Raw genomic sequence first — 26,754 nt, forward strand, 5'->3', positions numbered from 1 at the left:
GGAGATCGTGCGGTCAACCTACCAGCCCCGGTACCAGGACCAGCGCGGTGGGCTCAGCCGGACATCTGCGCGGTCCCGGCGACGGGGACCTCCGACAGGGGACACGCGTTCATACCGATCGCCGCCACCGCAGGTTCGGCAGCCAGGGCCAGCGGGAGGGTCAGCACGGCGGCCACCATCAGCCCACCGGCCCAGACAGCCGCACGGTGCAGGGGCCGCTGCGGACCGAGCAGCCGCCGCACCCGTCCGGCCACGTGCCCGCCGGTAGCGGCCAGGGCAGCTGCCGGTGCCCCCGCCCCCGCCAGGTCCACCAGTGCCCCGGCCAGAGTCAGCGCACCCGAACGCGCCGTCGCCTCATCATCGGCGGCCATCTCCACCAGCCGCCGCGTCTCACCCGCGGCCGTACGGAACAGCGCCACCCGAGGGAAGGCCCGCTCCAGCGCCTCGGCATACGCCAGCACCAGGTGATGCCGCTGCCGGATATGCGCCCGCTCATGCGCGATCACGACGTCCAGGGCGCGCGGCTCCAGCGCCGCCAGCGCCGCCGTGGTCAACACGACCCGGTGACCGCGGCCGGGCAGGCAATACGCCGCCGGACGGTCGTCGTCCAGCACCGTGATCCCAAGATCGGTCCGGCGCCTGCCCACCAGCGTCAGCACCTCGGCATGCCGGGTACGCTCCCGCCGCGCCCGCACCAGGGCGGCGGCCAGGCATCCGCCGATCCGGCCCACCAGGGCCAGCGCCAGCACGGTGCCGCTCGCCGCTACAGCCGCCCCGCCCGGAGCCGCGTACTGCGCCCGCAGCGCCATCACACACGCCTGCAGCATCTCGGCGAGGTTCCCACTGACCGGCACGGTCGGCACCGCCACGGCGAGCCCGGCCAGCGCGACGGAAACGACGACGGTAGCCGTCAACGCCTGCCAGGCCCAGATACCCAGCCGCGGCGCCCGGGACGTCCAAGAGGCGCGGGCGAGCCACGCCGGACCAAGCACGCCCAGCACCGCGGCGTACCCGAGGAGCAGGACGGCGACCCTCATGCCTGGCCCCCTTCACCCCGGGCGGCGAGCGCGGCCCGCAGCTCGGCGACCTCGTCGGCGTCCATCTCGTCGAACAGCTTCACCAGGGTCGCGGTGCGGTCCGCGCCGGTCGCCCACACCTGGTCGATCAGCGAGGCCGCGTACTCCTCACGACTCTTCGTCGCCTCGTAGCGGAAGGCCCGGCCGTCCTTGGCACGGGACAGCCAGCCCTTGCGGTGCAGGATCTCCGTGACGGTGTGCACCGTGTTGTACGCCAGCGCCTGCGGACGCTCACCATTCAGCTGCTCCAGCACCTCGCGCACCGTCACCGGCGCGTCCACGGCCCAGACGACATCCATGATCGCCTGCTCCAGTTCGCCGAATCCCCGCATTCCCGGCCGCCTCCGTCCACGAAAACCTAAGCAGCATGGTACTTGCCGCCCCGAGGGCACCGTCCAATAGCGTCACGTGCGCGCAAGGTTTCATGGAGTCGCCTCGACCAGGTGCACATGGCCCTGCCCGTCGGACGGCCTATCGCGCACATCGGCCTTTCCCGGCTACTCGCACATTAGTTCGACATACGTGAACATAGATGTATATCGAATCCCTAGGGCCTACCGCTGCCGCCTGAGGCTCCCGAGTCCGTGGTGCCGTGCTGCCCGCCACTGGGCGAGCGGCCGCTGACCGCCGAGGAGGCCGAGCGGACCGCCCGCATGCCCAAGGCGCTCGGCGGCCCGGTGCGCCTGCGGCTCTTCCCACTGGTCATCTCGCACGAAAGCACGAAAGCGGCGAGGCATGCGTTTGCGACATCTCCGACGTCGGCGTCTCACAGCCCACCGTCTCCCACCACATGAAGTAGCTCAAGCATGCCGGGCTGCTGACTTCCGAGCGGTGCGGCACATGGGTTTACTACCCGGTGGAGCCGTCGTTGGTGGTGGCGATGGGGCAATTCCTGGCACGCGCCGAATGAGCTGCCGGGCGAGGGGGACAGGCCATGGAGAGCGCGAGTCGGATCGACCGGCAGGCGATTCACGCCGAGTTGGAGCGCGCCCGCACGGAGTTCCACGCCCTCTTGGACACGGCAACGAAGGCCGACCTGGGCAAGCGCACCGACGGCACCCGGTGGACCAATGAACAGCTGCTTTTCCACATGCTGTTCGGCTACATCCTGATGCTGCCCCTGTTGTTCCTGATGCGGGTCTTCTCACGCCTTCCTCGTGGGGCCAGCCGCGGCTTCGCTCGTCTCTTGAACGCCGCGGCCAGGCCTTTCCACGTCGTCAACTACCTGGGACCGCTTGGCGGCGCCAAGGTCTTCGGGCGCCGCCGGATGGGAGTGACATTCGACCGCGTCATCGTCTCCTTGCACCGTCGACTCGACGCCGAGCGCGAGGCGGGTCTCGCGCTCGGCATGCACTACCCCGAACGGTGGGACCCCTTCTTTCGCGACTTCATGACCGCCGGGGACCTCTACCGCTACCCGACCCAGCACTTCGACTTTCACCGCCGGCAGCTCACCCTTGGCAGTGGCCGCCGGCCGTAGACGCGTCTGCGCCAACGATGAGCGCGTCTTACGGCAGTTCCTCGGTGCGCCCGTCCGTCCGGGTTCGACCCGGGCTGCGATATCGCCCGTTCGTGCGGAAGTTGCTTGCCGAGCAAGGGTCTCCGCTTGGTCGACGAGTTCCTCAAGCCTGTCACTTCCGAGGTCGTGGCGGCCGCGGACGTGGTCGTCACGTTGGGATGCGGCGACGCCTGCGCCGTGTTGCCCGGTCGGCGCTATGTGGACTGGGACCTGGCGGATCTGTCCGGCCTTGACGTCGAGAGCGCACGCTCGGTGTGCGACGCGCTGGCCGGGCGGGTCGACGCGCTGGCCCGCGAACTGCTCGGCCTGCCGGTTTCGGGCCGTCTCGCCGACCTCGATCTGGGCCGCAGTGTATGACGTCGTTGCGGCAGGGGAATCGTGCGACGGGTGCCCATCGCCACGTACCGGCGACTACGCATTGTGCACGGGGCCGCCGACCAGCGGGCACGTCGTGACTCTCGGCTCCGGCCCGTCCGACGAGCGCCACGGACGGACCGGTACCGGCTCAGGGATGGGGTCGCTGCTGCCGCTCGCGCGTTCGACAGTGCGCCCGGGCCATTGCCGCTACAGGAAGGTCAGCTGCTTGGGTGCGTCCGGGTCGGGCGGCGGCAGCTGGGCAGGGGACGGTGCGTCGGGTGCGTTCCGGTTGGCTCGCAGCCACCACGCGAACTGCCAGTTGCGGCAGGTGCGCCTCATCCGACTGACCGCCCGTCGGTGTAGGCGGGCACTCCGCAACGTTGAAGGCCTAGGCGCCCTGCCACGTGTGGTGCACCCAGGCCAGCTTTTGGAGCGGGGGCAGACTCAGCACGGGGGGAACCGAGCCTGCCCCTGCACGTCGGCGCCCACGAGCCTCCCCCTGGAGTGCAGGCGCCTGACCCCGCGCAGGGTCACTCTCCTCAGCGGCTGGCGCGACTGGAGTGTCACGGGTGACGGCAGACGGTTACACACACAACACCTCCGTGAGGCCGTCCACTTGCGTGCCTCACAATGAGGTCACATCCCCTCCATGGCAGCTCGGTACGGCGGCACGATCCGAACTGCCGTCGCCAAGCAGCGGCCCACCGCAACATCATCATCTGCGGCGGGAGTACGAATCGGGTCGGGGGCGGCGGGGGCGAGGAGTGGGCCACCCGTCCCCGCTGGTTGTTGCGGTGAGGCGCTCCGCTACCCGTAGGCCTGGCTGCGGCCACTCGTAGCTGCGCATCGTGATCGAGATCGTACCGGCCAAGTCCACCGACACCTGGTAGAACACCCGGCCATCAGCCCAGTCCTGGCGTGCTGCGACGGGCGCCCACCGCCACGCCCCGTGCGAGAAAACCTCGAGCACCGGTCCGCCGACCCGCGGGTAGACGGTGACCTTCGGCTCGGGCCCGTCCTCGCGGCGCCACGGACGGGCCGGTGTCGGCTCGGGGATGTCGCTGCTCTCGCTCACATGTTCGACGGTACGCCCTGCGGCCCGGCCGGGGCAGCAGGGGTGAGGCACGGTGGCCTGGCGACCTGGCTTGGTCGCCGGGCCCTGCCGCTACAGGAAGCTCAGCTGCTGGGGCGCGTCAGGATCGTCCGGCGGCCGCCAGGTGGACGGCGGCGCGTCGGGGACGTTGCGGTTGGTGCGCAGCCACCACGCGAACTGCCAGTTGCGGCAGGTCCGGTACTTCCACTGGCCCCGCCGGGCGGCGTCGGCGGGTATCGAGTGCTCCCCCCATCCGGTGATGGGGCGGGCGTTTTCGAGGGTCACCGTGAGGCCCCGCACGAGGGCGGGACCTTCCCACTGGTGTCCTTCGACGTACTCGAAGGCCAGGTGCGCGTTCTTCGACCAGTCACACGGGTGGGGAAGGGCACACAGGTACCAGGCCGGCGGCGGGTTCTCCGCCGGCAGCGTGACGCTTTGGCGGGGCGCCCTCGGGTTGAGCGGGTAGCGGTCGGACCAGCCTAACGTTTCCAGGCAGTGCCGGTCGAGATTCAGGTTGCGAACCCCGGCCAGCCACATGATCAGATACGGTGCGGCGGCGTTGATACCGACCCTTGCGGGCGGCTGTGGCATGCGTGCATTTCCCCTTTGAATTGGCACCCGGATTAAGGCCGGGCGGTATCCCTTTCTTTCACCAATTTTACCAAATTTTCCACGAGTTGCTTATGCCGTCCGTGCCGGAAGTTGTTCGGGTAAGGCATATTGAATTCCTCGTCGAGAGCTTTCTCGTAATCGAGGTCGGAAAGCGGCAGAGGGTCTCTGCAGATTGCCCGCAGCGTCGCGTTGGAGCGGCCGGCGACCTTCACCTGTCCGAAGTACGCCTCCAGCAACTCCTGCAGCGACTCGGGGGTGTGGTAACGGATCCGCATCCACTTGCCCTGCATGAACCGCATGTCGACGTTCTCGGCGTCCAGGAACGACAGTCGGGTGGAGTCGTTGGCGCTGGTGGTGTGCTGCTTGGCCTCGAATGCCTGCTCGGCCAGCAGGTTTCGGGTGCCGATGCACACCGTGCCGTCGGCGGCGCACAGCGCGTTGACGGCCGTCAGCACCCAATGCTGGTAGTCCAGCGAGGTGGTGGCGTTGATGACGGAGTCCAGCACCACCATCTCGTACAGACCGTGCTCGGCCAGCCGCTTTTCGATGGTGCGGATCATCGAGACGACGGTCTTGATGTCGACGGCGTATTTGCCGGGGGTGGTGCGGTACGGCTCGTAGTCGTCGATCCGGTAGCCCTCGGGGCGCAGCTTCTTGGGGTAGTCGCCGTGCCCGGCGCCGAAGTCGACCACCCGCGTCTCGGGGCGCTCGCGCAGCCGGGGCAGCGCCAGCTTCTCCCACACCTCCGACTTGTAGGCCAGCTTCCCCGCCTTCTTCAGCGAGGAGTACTGGCGCAGCCGCTTGGGCTGCACGATGTGCTGGTTGTAGACGGGGGCCTGGTCCTCCAGGCCGGACCAGTCGTACACGCCGTACTCGCCGGTGAGGTCGGCGACCAGCTGCGCCGCGTCCAGGGACGGGCAGGTCCAGGCGAGGACGTCGAAGTGGTTCGCGGCGGCGACTACCGCGTACTCGGCGTTCAGCGCGATCTGGCCCTGGTCGTCGATGACGACGCTGCCCCACGCGCCGTGCCCGCCGGTCATGTAGGAGATGGCCTGCTGGAACGGCTTGTTGCGGGACTGGGCGACATCGATGGTCTGCCACGGGATCCACGACCACTCGCCGATAGGGCCGGGCTGCGCGTACACGATCGACGCTTCGGTCTCGACGCGGTTGTGCAGGAGGTTGAACTGGATCTCGTCGGTGAGGCGCACGACCTGGCTGAGCATCACCGCCGGCGTGTGCGTCATCCCCAGCGCGGTCATGGCCTTGGTTCTCTGGTGGCCTGCGACCAGCGTGCCGTTGGCGTTGAGGATGACCGGCTTGACGACGCCGTGGCGGCCGATGGACTTCTTCAGCCGCTCGAAGGCGTCGTCGGACAGGTGACGCGGGTTGTAGTCGGCCGGGCGCAGATCCTTCAGCGGGTACGCCTCGTGGAAGGTGGTGACGGGGCCGCTGGTGGCGGGCCCGCCGCTGGTGGGTGCGCTGCTCATGCGTCCTCGTCCTCGTCGGCCTCGTCGCCCTCGTCCTCGTCGCCGGTGTCCTCCTCGCCGGCGTCGGCGGGCGGTTCCTCGCCGGGCACGGCGGCCTTGTCGGCGTGGGCCTCCTGCAGCAGGTGCCAGCCGAAGCCGAGATCGGTGCGCGACTCGGACAGGTACCGCTGGTAGATGGCGTTGAGGGTTTCCACCTCGGCCGCCGTGATCTGCACGCGGGTGGTGGACCACTGCAGGTAGCCCCACTGCAGGTACTCCAGCTTGGCCATGGCGCCGGTCCCCTGTCCTTCGGAGGGCAGGTCGATCGCCTCGGGCAGCGCCCGGTGGTCCAGCAGCTTGTCCAGGGCGTCCTGGTCGTAGCCGGTGCCGTCCAGGTCGGGCAGCTCGTCGAGGATGTCGGCCAGCAGCTCGCTGTCGTACCCGGCGAGGTCGGAGGTGCGGTTGTCGACGACGACGATGCGGGCCGCGTCCTCGTCGGAGACGTCCACGAACGTCGCGGCGATCTGGTCCCAGCCGAGCTGCTTGGCGGCGGTCCAGGTGTGGTTACCGGCCAGGATCTCGTTGGGGCGGCCGGTGTGGGTGCCGCGGTTGACGACGATGGCCTTGTACTGGCCGTTGACGCGCAGCGATTCGGCGATGGCGTCGACGTCGCCGGTGCGCGGGTTGCGGTGGTACACGGACAGGTCGTCGATCGGGACGGCCAGCGGCAGCAGCGACTCGGGAATGCGGGCGGGCGCAGCACTCACAGCAGGAGCCCTTCGTGTAGGAGCGTGCCCCCGCGCCCTACGCCCGCCAGATTAGAGTTGTCCGTTCATCTGTCGATGACGCCTCGCCGGCGTGAAAATCGGTACTGGGGCTGTCCGCCGACGCCGCAGGTCCATGAGCTGTTGAGCCCGCATTAGAGTCTGGTGAGGGAGCCGTCCGAGGGGCCGCGCATTGTCGTCTCGAGCACGCCGTTCAGGTTCTCCGTTTCCCCTTGAGGCACCCCGGGCAGCCCCGTCCGCACCAGGCACAAGGGGAGGCACACGATGGGGGAACTGGCGGAGGAGCAAGACGACGGAACGGTGGCCCGGGTCGCGGCGATCGATATCGCCAAGGCGTCGGGGATGGTGTGCCTGCGGGTGCCGCACGACACCATCGAGGGTCGGCGGGTCCAGGAGGTCTGGAACGTTGCCGCGACCACCAACGTGATCCTGGAACTCGGCGACAAGCTGATCTGCCAGGGCATCCAACGCGTGGTCATGGAGTCGACGGGCCCTTACTGGCGGCCCTTCTTCTACCTCTTGGAGGCGCGGGGGCTGGAGTGCTGGCTGGTCAACGCGCGGGATGTGAAGAACGTCCCCGGTCGGCCCAAGACTGACAAGCTGGACGCGGTCTGGCTGGCCAAGCTCGCCGAACGGGGCATGGTCCGGGCCTCGTTCGTCCCTCCGAAGTCCGTCCGGCAGCTGCGGGATCTCACCCGCACCCGGACCGTGTTCGTCCAGGAACGCACCCGGCACAAGCACCGGGTGGACAAGATTCTTCAGGATGCGCAGATCAAACTGTCCAGTGTGGTCTCGGATCTCTTCGGCGTATCGAGTCGGGCCATGCTCGACGCACTCGTCGCCGGTGAACGCAGCCCCCGGACGCTGGCGGACCTCGCCCGGGCCAGCCTGGCCGCGAAGAAGCCGGCGCTGATCGAGGCCCTGACCGGGCAGTTCGACGAGCACCACGGCCGCCTGCTGCACGTCCTGCTGGACAGCATCGACCACCTCACCGCGCAGATCCGTGAGCTCGACCGGCTGATTGCCCTGGCCCTGGAAGAGATCACCGCCCCGTCCGACGACACGGGAACCAGCCCGCCTGACGCCGAGGACACCGCGCCGGCCGCCAGCAGGACTGCACAAGACCTCGTCGAGCGGCTGGACGCGATCCCGGGGGTCGGTCCCACCGCCGCACAGATCATCCTCGCGGAGATCGGCGCGGACATGAGCCGCTTCCCCACCCCCGAACACCTGGTCTCGTGGGCGAAACTGTGCCCCCGCACCACCCAGTCCGGGACGAAGAACACCGCGGGCCCGACCGGAAAGGGCAACCCCTGGCTCAAAGGGGCGCTGGGCGAGGCCGCCAGCGCGGCCGCCCGCACCGACACCTTCCTCGGCGCACGCTACCGGCGCATCGTCAAACGCCGCGGCCACTCCAAGACCCTCGTCGCCGTCGCCCGGTCCATCCTGGTCATCGCCTGGCACCTGATCAACGACCCTGACGCCCGCTACCAGGACCTCGGCGCCGACTGGCACCAGCGTCACCTCAATCCGGCCCGCAAGACACGCGAACTCGTCCGCCAGCTCCAGGCCCTCGGCCACACCGTCAGCCTCGCCCCCGCAAGCTGAACTTCCCACTCGTCCAGGACATCCGTTCCGCTCCGCGGAACGGATGCTGCCGCCTGCCCAGCTGGGGATCGATTTTCCGTTCAGGATCACGCGCTCAGCAGCTCCAGCTGTGTGTCGGCGGAGGGCTTGCGGGCGGCGCGCAGCAGGTCCCGTGCCGCGTCTCGCCCTTGCCGAGATCCCTGTACGGGCTGAGGCGTTTCCGACGCAGCGGCCTGCTGGTGGACTGCTCCGTGACCGGGCCGCAGAGTGTGGCCGTACAGCACAACGGCCGCATCGACCTCGTCTCACTCCGCACGTCGCTGCCGACCACCGAGCGGATCCCACAGCCGGCCGAGAATCCGACGACGATCGTCAACAACTATCAAGGCCCGGTCTTCAACGCCTCGGTCCACGACATTGTGCCGGCGTGGAACAACACCAATGTCAGCCAGCAGCAGGCGAACAAGGGCGGTTCCCAGGCATGAACGATCCGCAGAACGTCAACAACTACGACGGGCCAGTGTTCAACGCCGGGGTCTCAGGCGCTCAGTTCGCCTGGAACAACAACGCGGTCACCCAGAACCAGCAGAACAACAGCACCGTTGCCCCAGGCTTCGAGACACTCGCCACGCTGGTCACCAATCTGCTCCGAGAGCTGCCCCGAGCCGGCCTCGCCGATCCGGACCGAGAGGACGCCGAGTCCGCGGCCAGAGAGGTGCTCGCGACGATCAGCCGTCCTGATGCACCCCAAGCTGGCAGACTCCGCCGTGCGCTTGCCATGCTGAAGGGAGCACTGGCCCCCGTCGCGACCGGCATGGTGGCCGGTACGGCGGCGGGGGCACAGGACTGGGCTCGAACGGCGATCGAGGGTTTGACCGGCATCCTCTGATCAGCGACGGCGTCAGTGGTGTCAGACAGCAACGGGCCCGCGGCAGCTATGTGCGGCGTGCCTGTACGCGGTGGCCCGCGCGCACGCCGGACCGGGATCGAAAACGGTGGCCGGCTGTTTCATGTCATCGGGCGACAGGTGGCCACTCTCTTCCAGAAAAAGCTTCTTCACCTGGCCTGTCCGGCTGGCCTCGGCAGAAGTTCCCCGTCGACGTACAGATCAACGCGCTCGTTGAGGAATGCGACCATGCCGGCGATGCGGTTGGCCTGGACCGTCGGTAGGTCGTAGGCCCATGCGATGTCGTCATGCGTGGCGACTTCGCCGTCGAACGACCAGTAGCTGCTCGTCGTCCCCTTGTACGGGCAGCGGGTCACGGTGTCGGACTGGCGCAGCCTGGTGAAGTCGACGTAGAGGCGATCGAGGTAGTAACGCGTCGGCAGCCCGGTCTCGAACAGTTTGACGCAGCGCGGCGCTTCCGCCAGCACGACCCCCTCCAGTTCCACGCGCACGTTGCTGGAGGAGCGCAGCGCGTCCACGCGGGAATAGGGGCTCCTGGGGTGGACGAAGACCAGCTCGTCCTCTTCGAACCAGGAGTCCAGCGCCTCCCACTCGAAGCGGACAGTTCCGTGCAAGGCCTCGGGAGCGCCGTCCTCCCACACCCACGCCGCACCCTCTCGGACCTCTTGTCCCACCTGCAGAGAGTGGCGCCGTGCGGGCCCGGCCCCATGTAGCTCGCTGTGTCCTTCGTCGATGAGCGCGGCGTCGACCATGTCGCGGACGGGGATGCTGAACTGCGGGTAGACGGCCCGCTCCCACACATAAAGTGCGCGCCGTGTGTCGAAGGCGACGCGGCCGCCCAGCGTCCCCCTGATGCGGCGGGGGACGGGCTCGACATGCCCGACCGGCGCGATCAGGCTCGGGTGCTGCACATTCTCCGTGGTCATCGTGAGTACCTCGATCAGTGGTGGGGGCTCGTCAGGGGAAGGGGCGCGGACCGGTGGTCAATCGGCATGGAGACCACGAAGCAGGCCGGTGGACTGACCCACCTCGATGAGGTACCCGTCCGGATCGCGCAGGTAGCAGCGCAGTTCCGAACCGCGGTCGAGGGGCTCGGTGAGGAAGTGAGCGCCCTCGGCGACCGCGTCGGCGTGGAAGGCGGCCATGTCCGCGACGCGGACATTGAGAAAGCTCGACACCCGCACGGTGCTCCGGGGCGCCTCGAGGGTGACGCCGGGCTTGTCGGGGGTGGGGCCACCCCCGGGATTCATGATGATCCAGCTGTTGGCCACCTTCACGATCGCCGGGTTCTCCTCCATCACGACCTCGCCGCCGAACACGTCGGCGTAGAAACGCCGTGATCTCTCCACGTCGCGCACGGTCAGGAAGTGCGTGACAAGGAGCCCTTGTTGCGGGGCGGGCAGATCACCGTGAGCCGTCATGGTCCGTCATCCTCACTGTGCAGGGTGGGAAGGTGGCGCCGGTCGCGAGCAGGACCGACCCCTCCGTCTGATTCGTGCCGTCGTGAGGCCGGTACGACCTCGAGTTCGGTGAGGGCGCTCGTCCGGTCACCGCTGTGGTGCGGCGCTCCGGGGCAACGCCCACGGCAGCTGGAGAGCGCTGCTCGGCCGGGCGGTGCGCGGTTCCCCGAATCCGTGACCGTTGTGTTCGGGACGGTCGCGTGTCGCTTATGGGAAGCGGCTTACTGGCGGAGCTCGGGTGCGACGTACTCGAACGTCGGGCCGGCTGTGTTGTCGTCGCCGTCGAGGGTCTGCATCAGGTTCTGCGCCTTTCCCTTGAGCGCGTACATCGTGCCCATGGCGGCCCCGAGCATCTGCGGCTTGCCGTTGAACGCCTGCTCCAGTTGTTGGAGCAGGGCGCAGTACGCCTGGTTGAACTGGTCCTGCGCGCCGCGGATCGGATCGCCCACAGGGTGGCCCTCGAGCCGGGGATTGGGGCGCATGGGGTAGATCCCGTCCAGGTCGACCACCAGGGCTTCACCCGTGGGTCCGGATTGCGGCGTGTCACCGGGCTGGTGTCGACGGCCCAGCTTGAGCTCCAGGAAGCGGTAGTAGTGCGAGACCTCGTTGCGGTCTGGGTGGAAGACGTCCTGGTCGTTGTCCCAGACCGCCCCGCGTGCCGCCCCCTCCCCCTGTTCGACGATTTCCTCGATCGCCGTCAGCGCCGAGGCAAGATCGGTGACCGCGGTCAACTTGCCGCTTGTGTGGGCGAAAGGGCCCGCGGTGAGCTGACGAGCCGGGTCACCGGTGAAGACCTTCTGCTCACCGAGCTCGGCACTGAGATGGCGCAGTCCTTGTTCGATCGCGTCATAGAACTGCCCGATCGTCTCGTAGTCGTCTCCTTCAGCCCGGGCGCCGGGGAGGGCCGGCTGCTCGAGGCGGAGGAACATCTCCAGGGCTTCGGGTCCGAACGGGAGGAGGGACAGCTGTATGGAGCGGTCGCCATGGGGCAGGGCGCGCGGGTGGGCCGGCAGTATGTGGGGCGCGTCCAGGACGGGTTGGCCGCCGACCGCGTTGAGGAGATTCGCCGCCAGCGCCAGGTGGAGCATCTCCTCGACGAAGACACCGCTGACGGCCTGAACCGCGTCCGGGTTCCGGTGCGGATCGAGGGAGTAGAGGGCGCACAAGTAGGGCGGCAGCGTTGCGTGTTCCAGCTCGACCGCCCATTGAAGGTGTTCGCGGAGACTTTCGAGTGTCGTGATCGGCGCCCTCGACGGCGTCGCGTCGCTCTTGAGCTGTTGTGAGCTGTTCAACGTATTCTCGCTTGGGTCGTCGCCACGGGTGGGTGCGACGGCAGAGCCTGTGACAAGGTGGACGATCACAGCCTTTCCGTCCACCGAAGGCACCTTCGCTGCCGGTCATCAGCATTGACAGGACGGCCGGCGAAACCGTGACAACAGCAGTACGGCGACCGGGAGATAGTGATCCCTCTCACAGAAAGACCAGGGCTCTGTCGCTCCACGGCATCCCGTCGCCGGCCCGGGTGGAGAAGGGTGAAACCTGCATCGCTGTACCGCACTTGCACGTACGACGGTGAAGTCGATCGAGGCCATAGCGGTTGATCCCGTCCTCGGCTCGGGCCTGTTGCGCGGACGTTTTCCCTGTGCCGGCACAGGCCACGGCCCACGGCGTTCGTGCGCCGTTACGGGGCCGACGGGGCCGACCACTCGCCCCATGGGCACTCCCGCGCGACGTCGCCCCACGGTCCTGCGATGTACGGTCTCCACGGGTGATCACGAGGAGGGGCGGAGATGGCCGGACGCTGGTACACAGCCTTGGGTCTGAATGTGCTCCTTGGGATCCCAGGAGTGATTCCGATCTGGATGCTGTGGTACCTCGCGGCGAACTGGCCGCTCGCCGACCTCGGGGTGACCAGTCGAGAGCCGACCGAGAACGACGGCCTTGCTGTGGGTCTGGCCGCCTTCGGGCCCGTCATCGCAGCGGGCGCGCTTGGCCAACCGGCCCCTTGCCCGCCGGACACAGCTCGCAGGACACCACTACTGGCTGCTCAGCGTCCTGGGCGCCTTCCTGCCCACCGCCGCGCTGATGGCCAACTCCATCTGCCTCATCGGCTCTGAATCGACCATGTCCTGCTGACCTTGCGCCCGTGCCTGATCAGGCACGTCCGGGTCGGGAACAGTCCCAGCGGGTGCAGCGTGTTCGAGTCCTGCCGGGGCACACGATCAAGGGCCGGTTCAGGAGCATGGTCCCGTGGAACCGGCCCTTCGCCGTTCGGGAGCATTTCGACGCACCAATAGCCTCGGCATCATGATGCGCGCGTGGGCTCTTCCGGTACTGCTTGTGCTCTGCGGCTCAGTCGTCGCAACTGGCCTGGTCTCCCGAGGGAGCCCCGGCACCGCTGCGGCGCTCCTGCTGGTGTTTGTGCTGCTCGCGGGCATGAACTCGCCTCTGATTTTCCCGAAGTCGATCGGCGCGGTGGAGGCGCAGAACCGCAGCACGGCCGACGGTCGGCCGGTCGTCTTCTGGCGGCCGGGCTGCACGTACTGTCTGCGCCTGCGCATCCGGCGCCGTTCAGCGGGGTGGGGCTCATGTGGGGTTCCTGTCGTCGGCGGGGATGGCGGCGGCCGCGAGGCGCCGGGTGTGGGGTGCGGAGGCGGGCTGCCCGTAGCGGGTGACGCACGGGGAGCGGGCGGGCGCCTTGCAGGTGGGGCAGCCGACGTCGAGGGCGGGGCGGGCCCGGCAGCGAGCCGACTGTGAGGCCGCCGACCTGGGCGGCCAGGCCCGCCTGCTGGCGATCAGGTGCTCGATGGCGGCGCGCAGCCGTTCGGTCTCCGCCTGGCTGAGGGTGCGGTGTTCGGTGTGGCCGACCAGGTGCTGTATCTGGTCCACGGTCGGCAGGGCTCGGTCGCGGCGGGACCGGCTCACCGGCCGCGCGCCATGTCGGCCTGGGTCCACCGTCGCAGCAGGGAGCGGCGCTGGCCGCGCGTGAGCTGCACGGCCCGCGTGTAGACGGACACGACGCGGGCTGCGGGCACGCACCAGGTGGGGAAGGGGTCCTCGCCGGACGGCTCCAGCTCGCCGACCGGCTCAACCGTGTAGAGGTCGCCGTACCAGTAGCGGGAGGCGTAGAAGCGCCCGTAGTCGCGGTCGCTGGTGATGTACACGCGGTCGGGGCGGCCGGTGGGCGGGTCGACGGCCTCGCCGTTCGCCGTGACGGCGGTCAGGCCCTGGGCGCGGGCCTCGCAGACCTCGCAGCCGTCGACGACGTGCGGGGGGCTGGGCGTGATGAGGTCCCCGGGCTTGAGCCCGGGGACACCACCGTGGAAGTAGCGCAAGGAGTCCTCGCCTACCGGTTGTTGCAGCCGCAGATGCCCTGCGCTGTGCACCAGCCGTCGCACGCGTTGCACCAGGTCATGCCCGGAGCGGGCGGGGTGCGTTTGAGGACCGGCGCGACGGGGGCGACCTGGCCGATGGGGCCCTTGGCGATCGCGTCCCGCAGTTCGGCGAAGTGCTCGGCCGCGTCGGGGTCGGTGTGGGGCTGGTAGGGCGGGGCCATCTGAGGTCTCGGTCTCCGGGCTGGGGCGGGCGGATGGGGCAGGTTGCGTTCGGCCATGACCTTGTCCAGCGGCCCGTAACGCTCCCGCATGAGCCGTTCGAACAGCTCGGGGTCGGCGGCATGATCGGAGCGGTAAGTCGCGGTCATGTGACGTCTCCTGGGTACGCGGGGACCCGCCCTGCCTGGCGGCGTGGGCGGGTCCATTCGCGGATGCGTGGAGCGGCGTCCCCGTGTGGCGCCGCATGGGGCGGAGCCGGCGTCTGGGGGGTAGGGCGCGGGGGATTGCCACCCGCCAGACACCGTTGGGGGATGCCGCATGCCACGGCGGTGCTGATGGGCCGGTCCCGCGGCTGCAGCCGTTCCCGATCAGCGAGCAGAACGTACCACGATCGAGCGTTGTGGCATATCTACGGGCGGGGGTTGTCGTCGGACGGCGGCGCAACGCTCTGGTCGGCCCACAGGACGGCGCCGAAGCCGTAGCCGTCCAGGGCGTCGGTGCCGCAGGCGTCGGGCTCGTCGGTGAGGAACAGCGCGTCCTGGCTGGCCTTGGTGCGGCCGCCGAAGTCTTCGGGTGTCATGCGCTGCCAGTCGCGGCCACTCGTGTCGCTCACGGGGTTTCCCTTCGGTGGTGGGGACAAGGCCCGGCCCGCCCCCGTCCGGGGGCGGGCCGGTTCGGGTCAGGCCGTGGTCGAGGCGGCGCGCCTGGCCGGGGCCTTCGGCTTGGCGGCGGCGCGCTGGGCCGGGACCTTCGGCTTCGCGGCGCGCTTGGCCGGGGCCTTCGGCTTGGGAGCGGCGGGCGCGACCTGCGCGGCGGGCTCAGCCGGCTCGGCGGGCGCTGCCGGGGCCTGCGGCTCGGCCTGGGCGGCGGGCTCCGCAGGGGCCTGCGGCTTGGCCGGGGCGGCGAGGCTCTGGTGTTCGGCGTCGGGGTTCAGGCGGGCGATCTCGCGGGCCTCGGCGTGCGCTTTGGCCTGCCGCATGTTGAATCGGGCCTTGGCCACGGCGTCGGCGACGCGGTCCATCTGGTCCAGGCGCTTGCCGACTTCGCCCTCCAGGGCAAGGGCGAGCTTCATCGGGTCGGCCTTGCCGAGTTCCTCGAGCAGGCCGAGGACCTGCTCGATCCGGTCGATGTTCGAGCGGGTCCGGGTGCGCTCGCGCTGCCGCTCCTCGCGCTCTTCGGGGGTCATGTCCTCCATGATCATGGCGACGACCTGGCCCTGCTGCTGCTTGAGCGCGTACGCGAAGTGGACCAGCTCGTTGTCGCCGGCGAAGGCGCCCTTGGCCCACTTCTTGAGGACCGCAGCCTGGTTGCCAGGGGTGAGCGCGGCGATCTGGACGGCGGCCTGGGTGCCGATCGCACCCGAGTTGACGTGCTTTTGGACTTCCTCGGTCAGGTCGAGCAGGGCCAGGCGCAGCATCACGTACTGCGAGGACTTGCCGAACTCCTTGGCGACGTCCTTGGCTTCGGCGCCATCCTGCTCGTCGAGGATCCGGCGGAACGCCTTGGCCTCCTCGATCGGCGTCATGTCGGCCCGGTTGAGGTTCTCGGCGACCGACCGCTTGAACCGCTCGATCTCGGTGAGGGCGTCGTCGGTGACGATGCACTTGATCTCGGTCAGCTCGGCGATCTGGTGGGCGCGCCAGCGGCGCTCCCCGGCGACGATCTCGTAGCCGGCGTCGCCGTCCTTGCGGACCTCGATCGGCTGCATGAGGCCGAACCGCTTGATGGAGTCGGCGAGTTCCCGCAGGGCCTCGGGGTCGAAGTACTCGCGCGGCTGGCGCTCGTTGCGGTGGATCTGGTCGATGGGGAGGGTCGTCATCGTCATGGCTCGCTCCAAGAGGCCGTGGTCGGGGGGCGCTTCCCCCCACTGACTCTCTTATTCTACCGGGTTTGTGGTGTAAGGCCAGATTTTTCGGCCCGATTTTCGCAGGTCAGGGCATGCGTCGGGGCGGGCACCCACTGCGTGCCCGCCCCGGCGAATGTGGAGTTGTTCAGCTCGCCTGCACCAGTTCCGCCGAGTCGCAGAGCGGCTCCTGAATGCCGTCCTGCGATCCCTCCTCGAACACGACGGCCAGCGCGCAGAGCGCCGTCGCCGCCTCACGGACACCTAGAACAGGGCGGTCGGACAACTCCGCCTCCACCATGCGCTGTTGGATGCGTGCCGGATCGATCGCCACCGCACCTCTCCTCCCCTCGGCGGGGATTCCCCGCCCTCCGCCGTATGCACGATCACCGCACCACACGCTTCCCCCCAGTCGTCCGACGCCCGCCCCTACGGGCGCCAGCGACTCAACTACCAGGTGGTGTCAGCCGACCGGGCCGCGTGCTCGATGGCGGCGGCGTTCGCAGGAATCGACCAGGTCGTGTCGGCCGGCCGGGCGTGCTCGGAGGCGGGGTCCGCAGGAACCGACCAGGTCGTGTCGGCCTCGACGTGACGCGACGTCACTTGACCCGAGTTCGCCCCGACAACGATGGCAAGTGCCGCAAGCGCGACGGCAGCAGAGATTCGGAAGGCACGGTTGGTAAGCACAAGTTCCCCTGATGGTCATGAGATGGAGATCGGGCACCGCGCGTAGACAGCAACCAGCAACGGCTGGGCTGACCAGACAAGTTCGATGCACGCGCCCGTCAACTGACACCTTGTAGGGGGAATGTGTGAAGATCAAGTCGAAGAGTTACCGTACTTTCACCAGTCGCACAACTCAGGGGATGTTAGGTGCCACATCTTCCCGACCTGCCGGATCTGTCCGATCAGGAAGCTGAGGCTTACCAGCTGATACTGGACGGCGAGTCAGTACCGCCTGAGACCCCAGGCCTGGCCGGATTACTGAGAGCCGGTCTCGTAGTGGATGACCGCCTAGGCAACGGCACGTACACCCCCGTCGATCCCAGGTATCCGGGACTTCAGATGGCCGCGCAGGTCCACGAACACCTCACGGCGCTCGCCGCTTTCACGGGCGCGCTCCCGGAGTTCATGGCCGGCCTGCGGGACCGGCACGACGCAATGAGGCCGCCGCACGCATCGATCCAGTTCCTGCAGGGTCGCGAGCTGATCAACGAGCACATCGCCCGCGAACACCTCAACGCCCGCACGGAGATAATCTCCGCGCAGCCCGGCCACCGCACACCCGAAGACCTGTCGTTCTCCTGCGACCGTGACCGCGGCGCCCTCAAGCGCGGACTGCCCATGCGGACGCTGTACCACAGCTCAGTGCGCCGCGTGGCCACCGTCGGCGACTGGGCGAAGTCCATGGCTCACGCCGGCGGGGAAATCCGCACGTTCAACAGCCGCTTCCCCCGCAGCATCATCTTCGACCGCCGCGTGGCCTTCATCCCGGCACACACCAGCGAATGCGAGAAGTCCTCGGACGACGCCGTCATGGTCACCGAACCGCTCGTGGTGGAGCGGCTGGCCTACGTCTTCGACCTGTTCTGGGATCGCGCGCAGCCGTGGTTCGGCCGAGGCGACAACTCAAGGGACAAGGGCCTTGTCACCACGCACACCCAGCGGGCGATCCTGCGGGAACTGTGCCTGGGCCGCACGCAGGCGCAGGCCGCGAAGAACCTCGGGCTCGGCCCGGCCTGGATCAACGAGCAGATGGGACAGCTCCGCAAGAAGCTCGGCGCGAAAACCCTCAACGAGGTCATCTACTGGTGGGCGACGTCAGCCGACCACGAGGTGCAGGACTGACGCACAGGGCGCGCCCCGCCGCCCTACGAGGCGGCCGGGGTGCGCCAGGTCAGCGTGACCCGGTCGTCCACATCCCGCACCCCGCGCGCCCGCGCGGGGTGCACTGTGACCTTCTCCAACAGCAGCAACGCCAAGGCCCGCTTCGAGGCGAACGGCGCATGCTCCCACCAGCGGGCCAGGTTCTCCACCCCGGCCAGCGGCAGCTGCGCATCCACGGCCTGCTCCAGGTACCGCAGCCGCGCCCGGCACTCCTTCAGGCTCTGCCCGATGGTCCGGTCCGTGGCCACCATCGTGCTCCGCGACAGCTCGCCCTTCGCGTACGGCTCGGCCAGATCGCCCCGTGACGCCTCCAGCTCGGCGATCCGGGCGCGCACCTGGTCGGCCTCGCCGGCCATGCCCACGCGAGCCATCTCCAGCGCGGCGATCGCGCCCGGGCGCAGCAGCTCACCGAGAACGTGCTCGGCGACGTAATCCTCGAGCATCGCCGCGTTGATGCGGACCTTGCCACACCCGCCACGGCCCTCGAAGTTGGTCTGGCAGCGGTAGGACGGCGTCCCCGCGCCAGTGCGGGCGCCAGCCATGCGCTGCCCGCACGGCCCGCACTCGCTCAGCCCGCCCGCCAGCAGGTACTCGTGGTCAGGTGCACGGTCCTGATCACTTCGCACGGCGCCTGGCCGGCCGGGGCGCTGCTGCAGAGACCGGAACTCCTCCGGTGTGATCAGCGCCTCCCGGCCCGTCTCCTGCAGCTCGCCCGAATCGGGGTCCCGCTCCAGTCCGGCGATCGCCGGATTGTCCAGCAGGCGGCCGAGCGTCATGGAAGTCCACGCCCCGCCCATGGTGCCGCGGTGGCCCTCGGCGGTCATCCAGGCCGCAACCTCAGCCTGTGACTGGCCGGCCTGGATGCGGCTGACAGCCTCACGCACAACGTGCCGCTCATCGGCGCGGACACGCGTCAGCGCCTGGTTGTCGAAGCCGTACAAGCGCGGCATGCCACCTGTTCCCAATTCACTCAGTGGCCCGCAGCGTCAACCCTGTCGCAGCGAGCCGATCCCCAGCGCCTCCCACAGGGCTGCCGTGGGGATTCGTACCGTGCCCCCCATGGTCAGCGTCCGCACGGGAAACGTCCCGGCCTTGATCAGGTCGTACGCCTTGTTGTGACCGATGCCCAGCGCACGCGCCGCAGTCACGACATTGACCGTCGCGGGCAGTGCCAGAACCTCTTCGAGGGTCATCCCACGATGGTCGGCGGCCGGAGTGATCGTCGTCGCCATGTCAGTTGTCGCGTTTCTCCCCCGCGCCAACATGTGCCACACCATACACGCGGTACCAGGTAACAGGGAGTCTTGGCCATCAACGTTAGGGAAGAATGTGCGCCCACAGTGACAACTCGGCGTAGGGGGGGACGGTGTTCGAGGAGAAGACGTACAAACGGTGCTCCTGCAAGGGCCCGCTGGTTAAGGACGGCAAGCCCGTCCTGGACGGCGACGGAAACCAGAAGATCGGCTACCTGGAGAAGTCCTGCCCCCAGCTGCGCAAGCGCGACCACGGGTCCTGGTACTACTCCATCGAGCTGCCGCCTGGCCCGGACGGCAAGCGTCTGCCCCGCGCGAAGAAGGGCGGCTTCCGCACGAAGACGGACGCAGCCGCCGAAGCCGAGAAGGTCTGGCGGCTCGCCCAGGGCGGCGTGGACGTCCGTAGCCAAGAGACCGTCGCGGACTACCTGCGCCGCTGGTTCGCCAAGCGCGTCGACCTGAAGAAGTCCACCCTCAAGGGATACGAGGACTACATCGACCGCGTCTTCATCCCCTACCTCGGCGGCATCAAGCTGCTGTCGCTGCGCACCCGCCACATCCAGGGCATGTTCGAGAGGCTGTGGGCCGACAACGAGACCCACGCCGAGAACCGCCGCAGAGCGCACTTGGCGCTCGCCGCCGAACGCGCCGCCCACGCGGCCCGGAAGGACTGCGTGGAGCGGCCCCGGCCCCCGGAGCTGCGCCAGGCGTGGGAAGACGCCAAGACAGCCCTGAAGGAAGCCCGCGCCCTGCCCTGGCACGTCACCGGCCCCGGCACGCAGGTGAGGATGCTCAACACTCTCTCCGGCGCCCTGGAAGACGCCGTGGAAGAGAAGCTGATCTCCGAGAACTGGACGAAGGGCGTCGTCCTGCCCAAGTATGTGCGCCCCAAGCCGCTCGTGTGGACGCCGGCCCGGGTCGAAGCCTGGCGCCAGACCGGCGAGAAGCCCGGCAAGGTCATGGTGTGGATGCCCGAGCAGACGGGCGAGTTCCTGGACGCCGTCGCCGAGCACCGCCTGTACCCGATGTTCCACCTCATGGTCTTCCGGGGCCTGCGCCGCGGCGAAGCGGTCGGCCTGCCGTGGGCGGAGACCGACCTGGCGCTGGGCACAGTCCACATCAGCGAGCAGCTCGTGGCCTCCTCGTACGACGTGTGGGAGGACACCCCCAAGAGCGAGAGCGGCGAACGCACGATCAAGCTGGACTCCGAGACACGCACCCTGCTGCAACTGTGGCGCGAACGCCAGGACAAGGAACGCGCCGAGTGGGAGGCGCACGCCAAGTCGTGGAAGCGCACGGGCCTGGTGTTCACCTGGGAAGACGGGGGCGCTTACCACCCGGAGTACCTGTCACAGGTGTTCATGCGCCTGATCAAGAAGCTTGGCCTTCCGCCGGTGCGGCTGCACGACCTGCGGCACTGCGCCGCGACCCTGTCTCTGGCCGCCGGCCTGCACATGAAGGCCATTCAGACTCTGCTGGGCCACTCCTCCTACTCGCTGACCGCCGACACCTACACCTCGGTACTGCCGCAGTTCGAGGAAGCTCAGGCGGAGGCGCCGCTCGCGCTGGTTCCGCGTAGGTCGCCGGCGCGGAGGGAGGTCGCCGAGGCTCCGGCGGAGGAGCCCGCCGTTCCCACGGACGAGGGCGCCGTTCCCACGGAGGGCGAGGGCGAAGTTCCCACGGAGGACGCTGCCTGACGGCTCGTTCCCATGGCGTTCCCATTGAAGATCAAAAGGCCCCTCGGAGACCACTCCGAAGGGCCTTTCTGATGCATCATGCCTGGTCAGACATGGTGCCCCCGGCAGGATTCGAACCTGCGACACCCGCTTTAGGAGAGCGGTGCTCTATCCCCTGAGCTACGAAGGCGGGGCTTTCACCCAGCGGTCGACTGGGCCGTTGGATCTCGATCCCGTAGGCGTGACCCCGGCGGCAGCCGACCGGTGACAGCCTAGCGGATCGTCTCCCCGGTGGTCGCCCTTGTTCCGCTCGGGCCGTGTTTGCCGTCTGCCCGGCAACCCGTCCGGACCCACGACCTGGACCGCCGCGGCCCCCGCCAACCGTCACGGGGCAACCCGGCGACAACCGGCACAGGCCAGCGCCCGGACCACCCGCGCCGGCGCCTCCTCGCGTGTGGGTTGTGCGTACGGGGCACGCCCAGCGGTCCCCTCCGCGATCCGGACTCGGCCGGGAAGGTGGATCAGCACTCTTCGTCACCGGGCGACTACCATGCGCACGCTCGCACGGCCGAGCACCCCCCAAGAGCAACCCCTAGGAGCCCCCCGCCCCCGCGCCCGCCGTCCCCCCAATCGACCCCCCACTAGCGATCGGTATCGCCGACAGCCGTTCCGTCGGGAAGTCGAAGGCGTCCACCAAGGTCGTCATGTGCGGGGCCAGGTCGGCCACGACGGTGTCCAGGGTTTGGGGCAGGGCTCGGACCTGGTCCGGGGTCAGGTGGCCCTCGGCGAGGAGGTCGCCGGTGTGGTCGCGCAGGGTGCGGAGCAGGAACAGGCGGCACAGGGAATGCAGGAGCCGGCGGGTCCTGGGGTCCGCGGTGCTGTCCGCCGCCGCGGTGAACGCTTCCGCCGCCTTCAGGCGGGCGTGTGCCGAGACCATCTCCAGGGCGGCCTCCGAAGTGACGTTCCAGCGGCCGAGCGGGTCGCCGGACGGGCCCCCGCGCAGGGCCGCGCGGGCCCGGGTCTGCCAGATGGCCTCGGCGTGGGCGAGCCGGGACTGGAGGAAGGGGAGGTCCATGAGGTCCCCCGTGTCCCCGGGCCGCACCGTGTCCGGCTTCGCCGTCTCGTGGCCGAAGACCATCTCGGAGGCCGCCTTCACCCAGATCACCAGGTTGTCGCCCTCGGCTGTGATGCCCCCCTCGATGTTGGCCGGCAGGTCCGCGATGCCGTTGGCGGGGAACAGGCCCTGCGCGCCGCAGCGTTCGCGGCACTCGACGGTTATGTCCCGCGCCTGCCAGGTGATCCAGCCCTTGGCGATCGCCGCGAGCCGTTCGACCTCCTCGCGGTTCTCCTCGGTGTGTGCGGCGAACCGGTCGACCACCGTGCGGTGCAGAACGTCATCGCGTATGCCGTCGCCAGCGCGTCCAGCAGACGGCCGTGGTGGCTGCGGTGCGCGGCGACGGGGATGCGCTCGCCCGCTCTGGGGCCGGCGATGAGGCGGCTGTGGGAGTAGCGCACCGCGATGGTGAGTGCGGCACGGGCCATGCCCAGCGTGCCGGCGCTCATGCAGAGCTTGCCCATGGTGATGCGGTTGATGGAGCGCAGGAGCCGCTTGCGCTTGTTGCCGAGGTTGCTGGTCAGCGCGCCGTCGCCGTCGAGGCGGCCGTGGTCGGACTGGAGGAGGGCCTCACGTGGCAGCCACTTGTGGTCGAAGGAGGTGAGGGCGTGGTCGACCGGGGTGCCCGTGCGCTCGGGTAACCGGCGGACCGTCACTCCTGGCAGCTGTCCCGTGTGGTCGCTGAGCGGGGTGAGGAAGAGGAAGACGCCCTGGTCCTCGCCGTCCACGATGAGCCTGGCCGCGACGACCGCCGTCTTGGGGCCGCCGGTCCGGCTGGTGTTGGGCATGAACTTCTGCGCGCCGGGTGTCGGCGTGTGCAGGTGGAAGCCGCCGCTCGCGCGGTCGAGGACCGCGACGGTCTCCATCGAGGCCACGTCGTTGCCGTGCTCCAGCTCCGTGCACAGGAACGTTCCTGTGTGGCGCAGGGAGGTGAACGCAGACAGGTCGCGGCCCGCCTGGTCGTGATCCACCAGGCTGCCCAGGAACAGGTTGTAATGGATGCTCGCAAGAGTGGTGAGCCCGCCGTCCACCGGTCCGGTCCACTCGTGCAGCGCGGCCAGCCGGTGCGGGTCGCCGGCGAAGTCCACCGGGTCGTCGAGAACGTCGTTGATCAGGTGCAGGCGTTCGTACGACAGTGCGGCCCGCTCGGCCGGGGAGAGGTCCGGCCGGTACGAGAACGCGTCGCCGGAGATCGTCTTTCGCCAGATGCCGTGCCTGGGGTCGCGGTCGGCGCCTTCGAAGAGGAGGTGCGTCAGCTCGCCGGCGATCCGGTGTCCCATGGCGTACGGGGACGGTTCCGGTTCCTGCGGTTCCGTCCGGTCCGCCGTCGTCGCCAACGTCTCGGACGCTGTGACAGTCATCGAGCTTCCCCCTGGTGTGGGTGGGATCAGGTGTGAAGCGCGCGATCGAAGATACGTACCACCCGGTTTTGTTTTCAAGGGTTCCCTCGGGTCCTCTCCGCCCTTGTTCCCGTGCGGGCGCGGCGACTTGGAGTGGGGCATCGAGTAGGGAAAGGGTCCTTTTCCCGTCCTTCTCGGCCGATCCCTCCGCGTCTGTCAGAACCGGCTCTTCAGGGTTGAAAAACCGTTCGGCTGGTTTTATTGTCCGTGGCATCAACGCTGGTACGGAGGATGCGGGTGGCACGGCAAGAGCGGGCCATTCGGACGCGGCAGGCGATCCTGATCGCCGCGGCCGAGGTGTTCGACGAGGTCGGATACGAGGCGGCGACGATCTCCGACGTGCTGCAGCGGTCGGGTGTCACCAAGGGCGCCCTCTACTTCCACTTCGCCTCGAAGGAAGAGCTCGCCCAGGCCGTACTGGCCGCGCAGGTCACCTCGCTCCCGCCCGTCCCGCAGCAGGACCTGAAGCTCCAGGAGTCGCTGGACCAGGCGCTGTTGCTGGCGTACCTGCTCAAGAAGGGCACCGGTGACCCGATCGTCCAGGGCAGTGTGCGTCTGACCGTGGACCAGGGGTCGCCCAAGGACCACCTCAACCGGCGGGTGCCGATGCAGGCGTGGACCGAGCACACCCAGGCAGTGTTCGAAGAGGCCAAGCGGAGAGGGGAGATCCTTCCCCATGCCGATGTGGCCGCGCTCGCCAAACTGTTCGTCGCCGGCTTCACCGGAGTCCAGGTGTACTCGCGGATCATGACCGAGCGGGAGGACCTGGCCGAGCAGGTGGCCGACCTCTACCGCCATCTGATGCCGTCCGTCGCCGTGCCGGGGGTCCTGGTCAGGCTGGACTTCTCCCCGGAGCGGGGGCTGAAGGTGTACGAAGCGGCGGTGCGGCGACCTGAGTCGGACGGTCGCGAGCACGAACCGGAAGCGGCCGGTACGGCGGACTGACCTGCCCGGTGCTGGTCCGGGCGGGCGTGGAACGGCCGGGCGAATCGGCCCGGGCAAGGGAGACCACCGCTCCCTCTCTGAACGTGCGCAACAGTTCCACCGCGGTGCGCCCTGGCGGCGTGCCGCGTCGAATGCCGAACGGGCCCCCAACCGAACGGAGTGCACGGATGGACATGACCGCATGCCCCTACGCCCTCGATGTGACCGGGCGCGACCTGGCCGGTGAGACCGCGACGTTGCGGAGCCGGGGACCGGCCGTGGAGGTGGAGCTGCCGGGCGGGGTGCGCGCCTGGGCCGTCGTACGGCAGCAGTACGTCAAGCAACTCCTCATGGATCCGCGGGTGTCGAAGGACGCCCGGCAGCACTGGCCGGACTTCGTGGCGGGCCGCATCGGCGAGGACTGGCCGCTGTATCCGTGGGTGGCGAACGAGAACATGCTCTTCGCCTATGGGGAGGGCCATGCGCGGCTGCGCCGACTGGTCGCTGCGGCCTTCACCGCCCGGCGCACGGAGGCGTTGCGGCCCCGGATCGAGGAGATCACCGGCGCACTGCTCGATGACCTGGCCGCGCTGCCGGGCGGCGAGACCGTCGATCTGCGGGCCGGGTTCGCCAAGCTGCTGCCCATGCGGGTGATCTGCGAGCTGTTCGGTGTCGCCGAGGAGGCGCGCGAACCCTTGTGTACGGACCTGGAGTTGGTGTTCGACACATCCGTCCCCGGAGACGAGATGGCGGCCGCGCAGGTCCGGGTCTTCGGCATGCTGGCCGAACTTGCCGCCGAGAAGCGGGCCAGGCCCGGCGACGATCTGACGACCGCGCTGATCGAGGCCCGCGACAGCGACGACGGCAGGCTGACCAAGCAGGAACTCCTCGGCACCCTCTATCTGATGATCGCCGCAGGCCAGGAGACCACCTGCACCCTCATCACCAATGCGGTCGGTGCCCTGTGCGCCCACCCGGAGCAGCGGGCGCACGTCCTCGAGGGCTGCGCGGAGTGGGCCGATGTGGTGGCCGAGATGCTGCGCACGCACAGTCCCGCCGCGTACTCCCCGATGCGGTTCGCCGTCGAGGACATCGAGTTGAACGGCGTGCACATCAAGCAGGGCGACCCGATTCTGGTCTCCTTCGCCGGTGCGGCTTCCGATCCCGCGGCGTACGGGGAGGACATCGGCGTCTTCGACGTGCTGCGGCCCGGCCGGCCCGGCCGGCGCGACGACCTCGGGTTCGGGCACGGCGTGCACCGGTGCCTGGGTGCACCACTGGCCAGGCTCGAGGCGACCACCGCGCTCGCGGCCCTCTTCGCCCGCTTCCCCGACCTTGAGACCGCCGTCCCCATGGACTCCGTGGCGCCGGTGCCGTCCTTCATCGTCAACGGCTATGCGGCCATGCCGGTTGTGCTTCGCCCCAACTGATCCTGGTTGTCCCTTGGTTGCGATGAATCCTGATGTCGGACCTCTGGAAAACCGCACATACGGTTTGTTAAGCTCCTGGGCCCCGCAGTAATGGAGCGACCGATGGCCATGCAGGAACGTGCGGTACGGACGCGCAACGCCCTGATCGGTTCCGCCGCCGAGTTGTTCAGCCGTGACGGCTTCGAGGCGGTGTCGCTGTCGGCCATCAGCGCGAGGGCCGGGGTCAGCAATGGAGCCCTGCACTTCCACTTCCCCAGCAAGGCGGCTCTTGCCGCGGGAGTGCGGGCGGCGGCGGCCGAGCGCTTCAGGCGGATCGTCTCCGCCGAGCGGCCGCCGCCGCAGCTCGGCGGTTCCCTCCAGGCCCTTGTCGACACGAGCCACGCCCTTATGCAGGGCCTGTGCCGCGATGTCGTCCTGCGTGCCGGATTCGGCCTCGGTGACAGCGTGGAGGCGGCGGGCCGCGGCGAGGACCTCTACGCGTACTGGCACTCCTGGGTAGAGGACACCGTCGTCCGGTCCGCGCGGGAGGGGCTGCTCTCCGACGTGCCGCCACGGGACCTGGCGGCCACGGTGGTCGGGGCGACGGTGGGCTTCGCCGCCCTCGGCAGCCATGATGTGCGCTGGCTCTCCCGTATCACACTCACGCGCTTCTGGGCGCTGCTCCTGCCGCGTATCGCCTCACCGCCGGCGCTGCGGCTGGTGGCGGCCTCGGGGAGACGGGCGGAGGTGGGCTGACGCGATGGCCGGAAATTCACGGAAAGAACCGCACATCCGGTTTGGTATCCGTGGCCAGCCGGGTCCATACCCT

Annotated in this window: 32 protein-coding genes, 1 tRNA gene and 2 pseudogenes; 13 read left to right on the top strand and 22 right to left on the bottom strand. The window is 69.0% G+C overall.

The window, feature by feature from the left end:
- Positions 1-53 precede the first annotated feature (53 nt).
- A complete protein-coding gene (locus ACQEXA_RS32855) occupies positions 54-1,037 on the bottom strand; it encodes a M56 family metallopeptidase (protein ID WP_432929025.1) in 984 nt (327 codons plus the stop codon).
- Entirely contained in the window at positions 1,034-1,408 is a 375-nt protein-coding gene (locus tag ACQEXA_RS32860) for a BlaI/MecI/CopY family transcriptional regulator (protein WP_432929027.1), read from the bottom strand. Before ACQEXA_RS32860 ends, ACQEXA_RS32855 begins: the two co-directional genes overlap by 4 nt.
- Before the next feature lie 252 nt (positions 1,409-1,660).
- Between ACQEXA_RS32860 and ACQEXA_RS32865 the strand changes: the two are divergent.
- The 3 genes and pseudogenes from ACQEXA_RS32865 to ACQEXA_RS32875 all read left to right on the top strand — a co-directional run bounded on the left by ACQEXA_RS32865 (position 1,661) and on the right by ACQEXA_RS32875 (position 2,952).
- Positions 1,661-1,986, top strand: a pseudogene (locus ACQEXA_RS32865) (ArsR/SmtB family transcription factor).
- A 24-nt stretch (positions 1,987-2,010) separates the two neighbouring features.
- The gene (locus ACQEXA_RS32870; protein ID WP_432929029.1) at positions 2,011-2,556 is read left to right on the top strand and encodes a DinB family protein; all 546 of its coding nucleotides are present in this window, start codon (positions 2,011-2,013) and stop codon (positions 2,554-2,556) included.
- A gap of 126 nt (positions 2,557-2,682) precedes the next feature.
- The gene (locus tag ACQEXA_RS32875; RefSeq protein ID WP_432929031.1) at positions 2,683-2,952 is read left to right on the top strand and encodes a hypothetical protein; all 270 of its coding nucleotides are present in this window, start codon (positions 2,683-2,685) and stop codon (positions 2,950-2,952) included.
- Between the two features lie 207 nt (positions 2,953-3,159).
- Here the strand turns inward: ACQEXA_RS32875 and ACQEXA_RS32880 are convergent, their stop codons facing one another.
- The 5 genes from ACQEXA_RS32880 to ACQEXA_RS32900 form a co-directional block, all read right to left on the bottom strand.
- The gene (locus ACQEXA_RS32880; RefSeq protein ID WP_432929033.1) at positions 3,160-3,291 is read right to left on the bottom strand and encodes a hypothetical protein; all 132 of its coding nucleotides are present in this window, start codon (positions 3,289-3,291) and stop codon (positions 3,160-3,162) included.
- Positions 3,292-3,667: 376 nt separating this feature from the next.
- The gene (locus tag ACQEXA_RS32885) at positions 3,668-4,027 is read right to left on the bottom strand and encodes a hypothetical protein (protein ID WP_432929035.1); all 360 of its coding nucleotides are present in this window, start codon (positions 4,025-4,027) and stop codon (positions 3,668-3,670) included.
- A 90-nt stretch (positions 4,028-4,117) separates the two neighbouring features.
- Complete coding sequence (locus ACQEXA_RS32890) at positions 4,118-4,636, bottom strand: hypothetical protein (protein WP_432929036.1); 519 nt, start codon at positions 4,634-4,636, stop codon at positions 4,118-4,120.
- A gap of 32 nt (positions 4,637-4,668) precedes the next feature.
- Entirely contained in the window at positions 4,669-6,147 is a 1,479-nt protein-coding gene (locus ACQEXA_RS32895; RefSeq protein ID WP_432929038.1) for a ParB N-terminal domain-containing protein, read from the bottom strand.
- A complete protein-coding gene (locus ACQEXA_RS32900) occupies positions 6,144-6,893 on the bottom strand; it encodes a ParB/RepB/Spo0J family partition protein (RefSeq protein ID WP_432929040.1) in 750 nt (249 codons plus the stop codon). The genes ACQEXA_RS32895 and ACQEXA_RS32900 overlap by 4 nt, the downstream gene beginning before the upstream one ends.
- A gap of 282 nt (positions 6,894-7,175) precedes the next feature.
- Between ACQEXA_RS32900 and ACQEXA_RS32905 the strand changes: the two genes are divergently transcribed.
- The 3 genes from ACQEXA_RS32905 (at position 7,176) to ACQEXA_RS32915 (ending at position 9,387) form a co-directional block, all read left to right on the top strand.
- Positions 7,176-8,519: an IS110 family transposase gene (locus ACQEXA_RS32905; RefSeq protein ID WP_433131860.1), complete on the top strand. Its 1,344-nt coding sequence runs from the start codon at positions 7,176-7,178 to the stop codon at positions 8,517-8,519.
- A 230-nt stretch (positions 8,520-8,749) separates the two neighbouring features.
- Positions 8,750-8,983 (top strand): hypothetical protein, encoded by a 234-nt coding sequence (locus ACQEXA_RS32910; protein ID WP_432929042.1) that lies wholly within the window; start codon positions 8,750-8,752, stop codon positions 8,981-8,983.
- A complete protein-coding gene (locus ACQEXA_RS32915; protein WP_432929044.1) occupies positions 8,980-9,387 on the top strand; it encodes a hypothetical protein in 408 nt (135 codons plus the stop codon). Before ACQEXA_RS32910 ends, ACQEXA_RS32915 begins: the two co-directional genes overlap by 4 nt.
- Positions 9,388-9,554: 167 nt before the next feature.
- On the opposite strand, the gene ACQEXA_RS32920 is transcribed toward ACQEXA_RS32915, so the two are convergent.
- From ACQEXA_RS32920 to ACQEXA_RS32930, 3 genes are all read right to left on the bottom strand, one after another.
- Positions 9,555-10,331: a DUF427 domain-containing protein gene (locus ACQEXA_RS32920; protein WP_433131862.1), complete on the bottom strand. Its 777-nt coding sequence runs from the start codon at positions 10,329-10,331 to the stop codon at positions 9,555-9,557.
- 57 nt (positions 10,332-10,388) lie between these two features.
- Positions 10,389-10,826: a VOC family protein gene (locus tag ACQEXA_RS32925; protein WP_432929048.1), complete on the bottom strand. Its 438-nt coding sequence runs from the start codon at positions 10,824-10,826 to the stop codon at positions 10,389-10,391.
- A 260-nt stretch (positions 10,827-11,086) separates the two neighbouring features.
- Positions 11,087-12,157: a ferritin-like domain-containing protein gene (locus ACQEXA_RS32930; RefSeq protein WP_432929050.1), complete on the bottom strand. Its 1,071-nt coding sequence runs from the start codon at positions 12,155-12,157 to the stop codon at positions 11,087-11,089.
- Between the two features lie 697 nt (positions 12,158-12,854).
- Here ACQEXA_RS32930 and ACQEXA_RS32935 point away from each other — a divergent pair.
- Positions 12,855-13,001 carry a hypothetical protein gene (locus ACQEXA_RS32935; protein ID WP_432929052.1) on the top strand — a complete coding sequence of 49 codons (147 nt, stop codon included), beginning with the start codon at positions 12,855-12,857 and terminating at the stop codon, positions 12,999-13,001.
- 171 nt (positions 13,002-13,172) lie between these two features.
- Positions 13,173-13,430, top strand: a pseudogene (locus ACQEXA_RS32940) (hypothetical protein); the annotation flags it as partial.
- Positions 13,431-13,451: 21 nt separating this feature from the next.
- On the opposite strand, the gene ACQEXA_RS32945 reads toward ACQEXA_RS32940, so the two are convergent.
- The 7 genes from ACQEXA_RS32945 to ACQEXA_RS32975 all read right to left on the bottom strand — a co-directional run bounded on the left by ACQEXA_RS32945 (position 13,452) and on the right by ACQEXA_RS32975 (position 16,865).
- Positions 13,452-13,754, bottom strand: coding sequence for a zinc finger domain-containing protein (locus tag ACQEXA_RS32945; RefSeq protein WP_433134675.1), 303 nt, complete (start codon positions 13,752-13,754; stop codon positions 13,452-13,454).
- 32 nt (positions 13,755-13,786) lie between these two features.
- Positions 13,787-14,263, bottom strand: a complete 477-nt coding sequence (locus tag ACQEXA_RS32950; protein ID WP_432929055.1) for a hypothetical protein — start codon at positions 14,261-14,263, stop codon at positions 13,787-13,789.
- Positions 14,212-14,568, bottom strand: a complete 357-nt coding sequence (locus tag ACQEXA_RS32955; RefSeq protein WP_432929057.1) for a hypothetical protein — start codon at positions 14,566-14,568, stop codon at positions 14,212-14,214. Before ACQEXA_RS32955 ends, ACQEXA_RS32950 begins: the two co-directional genes overlap by 52 nt.
- 260 nt (positions 14,569-14,828) lie before the next feature.
- On the bottom strand, positions 14,829-15,032 hold the full coding sequence (locus ACQEXA_RS32960) for a hypothetical protein (protein WP_432929059.1): 204 nt from the start codon (positions 15,030-15,032) through the stop codon (positions 14,829-14,831).
- A 66-nt stretch (positions 15,033-15,098) separates the two neighbouring features.
- Positions 15,099-16,244: a ParB/RepB/Spo0J family partition protein gene (locus tag ACQEXA_RS32965; RefSeq protein WP_432929061.1), complete on the bottom strand. Its 1,146-nt coding sequence runs from the start codon at positions 16,242-16,244 to the stop codon at positions 15,099-15,101.
- A 166-nt stretch (positions 16,245-16,410) separates the two neighbouring features.
- A complete protein-coding gene (locus ACQEXA_RS32970; protein ID WP_432929063.1) occupies positions 16,411-16,596 on the bottom strand; it encodes a hypothetical protein in 186 nt (61 codons plus the stop codon).
- A gap of 116 nt (positions 16,597-16,712) precedes the next feature.
- A complete protein-coding gene (locus tag ACQEXA_RS32975; RefSeq protein ID WP_432929065.1) occupies positions 16,713-16,865 on the bottom strand; it encodes a hypothetical protein in 153 nt (50 codons plus the stop codon).
- A gap of 462 nt (positions 16,866-17,327) precedes the next feature.
- Here ACQEXA_RS32975 and ACQEXA_RS32980 point away from each other — a divergent pair, with 462 nt between their 5' ends.
- Positions 17,328-18,110 carry a hypothetical protein gene (locus ACQEXA_RS32980; RefSeq protein WP_432929067.1) on the top strand — a complete coding sequence of 261 codons (783 nt, stop codon included), beginning with the start codon at positions 17,328-17,330 and terminating at the stop codon, positions 18,108-18,110.
- 23 nt (positions 18,111-18,133) lie between these two features.
- On the opposite strand, the gene ACQEXA_RS32985 is transcribed toward ACQEXA_RS32980, so the two are convergent.
- Both ACQEXA_RS32985 and ACQEXA_RS32990 read right to left on the bottom strand, forming a co-directional pair.
- Positions 18,134-19,099 (bottom strand): recombinase zinc beta ribbon domain-containing protein, encoded by a 966-nt coding sequence (locus ACQEXA_RS32985; protein ID WP_432929069.1) that lies wholly within the window; start codon positions 19,097-19,099, stop codon positions 18,134-18,136.
- A gap of 36 nt (positions 19,100-19,135) precedes the next feature.
- Complete coding sequence (locus tag ACQEXA_RS32990; RefSeq protein ID WP_432929071.1) at positions 19,136-19,342, bottom strand: DNA-binding protein; 207 nt, start codon at positions 19,340-19,342, stop codon at positions 19,136-19,138.
- A gap of 173 nt (positions 19,343-19,515) precedes the next feature.
- On the opposite strand from ACQEXA_RS32990, the gene ACQEXA_RS32995 reads away from it, so the two are divergent.
- Positions 19,516-21,099, top strand: a complete 1,584-nt coding sequence (locus ACQEXA_RS32995; RefSeq protein WP_432929073.1) for a tyrosine-type recombinase/integrase — start codon at positions 19,516-19,518, stop codon at positions 21,097-21,099.
- 93 nt (positions 21,100-21,192) lie between these two features.
- Here ACQEXA_RS32995 and ACQEXA_RS33000 read toward each other — a convergent pair.
- From ACQEXA_RS33000 to ACQEXA_RS33010, 3 genes are all read right to left on the bottom strand, one after another.
- A tRNA-Arg gene (locus ACQEXA_RS33000) sits at positions 21,193-21,268 on the bottom strand.
- 402 nt (positions 21,269-21,670) lie between these two features.
- Complete coding sequence (locus ACQEXA_RS33005) at positions 21,671-22,456, bottom strand: acyl-CoA dehydrogenase (protein WP_432928745.1); 786 nt, start codon at positions 22,454-22,456, stop codon at positions 21,671-21,673.
- A complete protein-coding gene (locus tag ACQEXA_RS33010; protein WP_432928743.1) occupies positions 22,354-23,553 on the bottom strand; it encodes an acyl-CoA dehydrogenase family protein in 1,200 nt (399 codons plus the stop codon). The genes ACQEXA_RS33005 and ACQEXA_RS33010 overlap by 103 nt, the downstream gene beginning before the upstream one ends.
- Before the next feature lie 276 nt (positions 23,554-23,829).
- On the opposite strand from ACQEXA_RS33010, the gene ACQEXA_RS33015 reads away from it, so the two are divergent.
- The 3 genes from ACQEXA_RS33015 (at position 23,830) to ACQEXA_RS33025 (ending at position 26,681) form a co-directional block, all read left to right on the top strand.
- A complete protein-coding gene (locus ACQEXA_RS33015; protein WP_432928741.1) occupies positions 23,830-24,537 on the top strand; it encodes a ScbR family autoregulator-binding transcription factor in 708 nt (235 codons plus the stop codon).
- Positions 24,538-24,704: 167 nt separating this feature from the next.
- Positions 24,705-25,946: a cytochrome P450 family protein gene (locus tag ACQEXA_RS33020; protein ID WP_432928739.1), complete on the top strand. Its 1,242-nt coding sequence runs from the start codon at positions 24,705-24,707 to the stop codon at positions 25,944-25,946.
- 102 nt (positions 25,947-26,048) lie between these two features.
- Entirely contained in the window at positions 26,049-26,681 is a 633-nt protein-coding gene (locus ACQEXA_RS33025) for a ScbR family autoregulator-binding transcription factor (RefSeq protein ID WP_433131864.1), read from the top strand.
- Positions 26,682-26,754: the final 73 nt, after the last annotated feature.

Origin of the sequence: Streptomyces sp. CA-106110 (genome assembly GCF_050936285.1) — a bacterium.
In the GTDB taxonomy this organism is placed as follows: domain Bacteria; phylum Actinomycetota; class Actinomycetes; order Streptomycetales; family Streptomycetaceae; genus Streptomyces.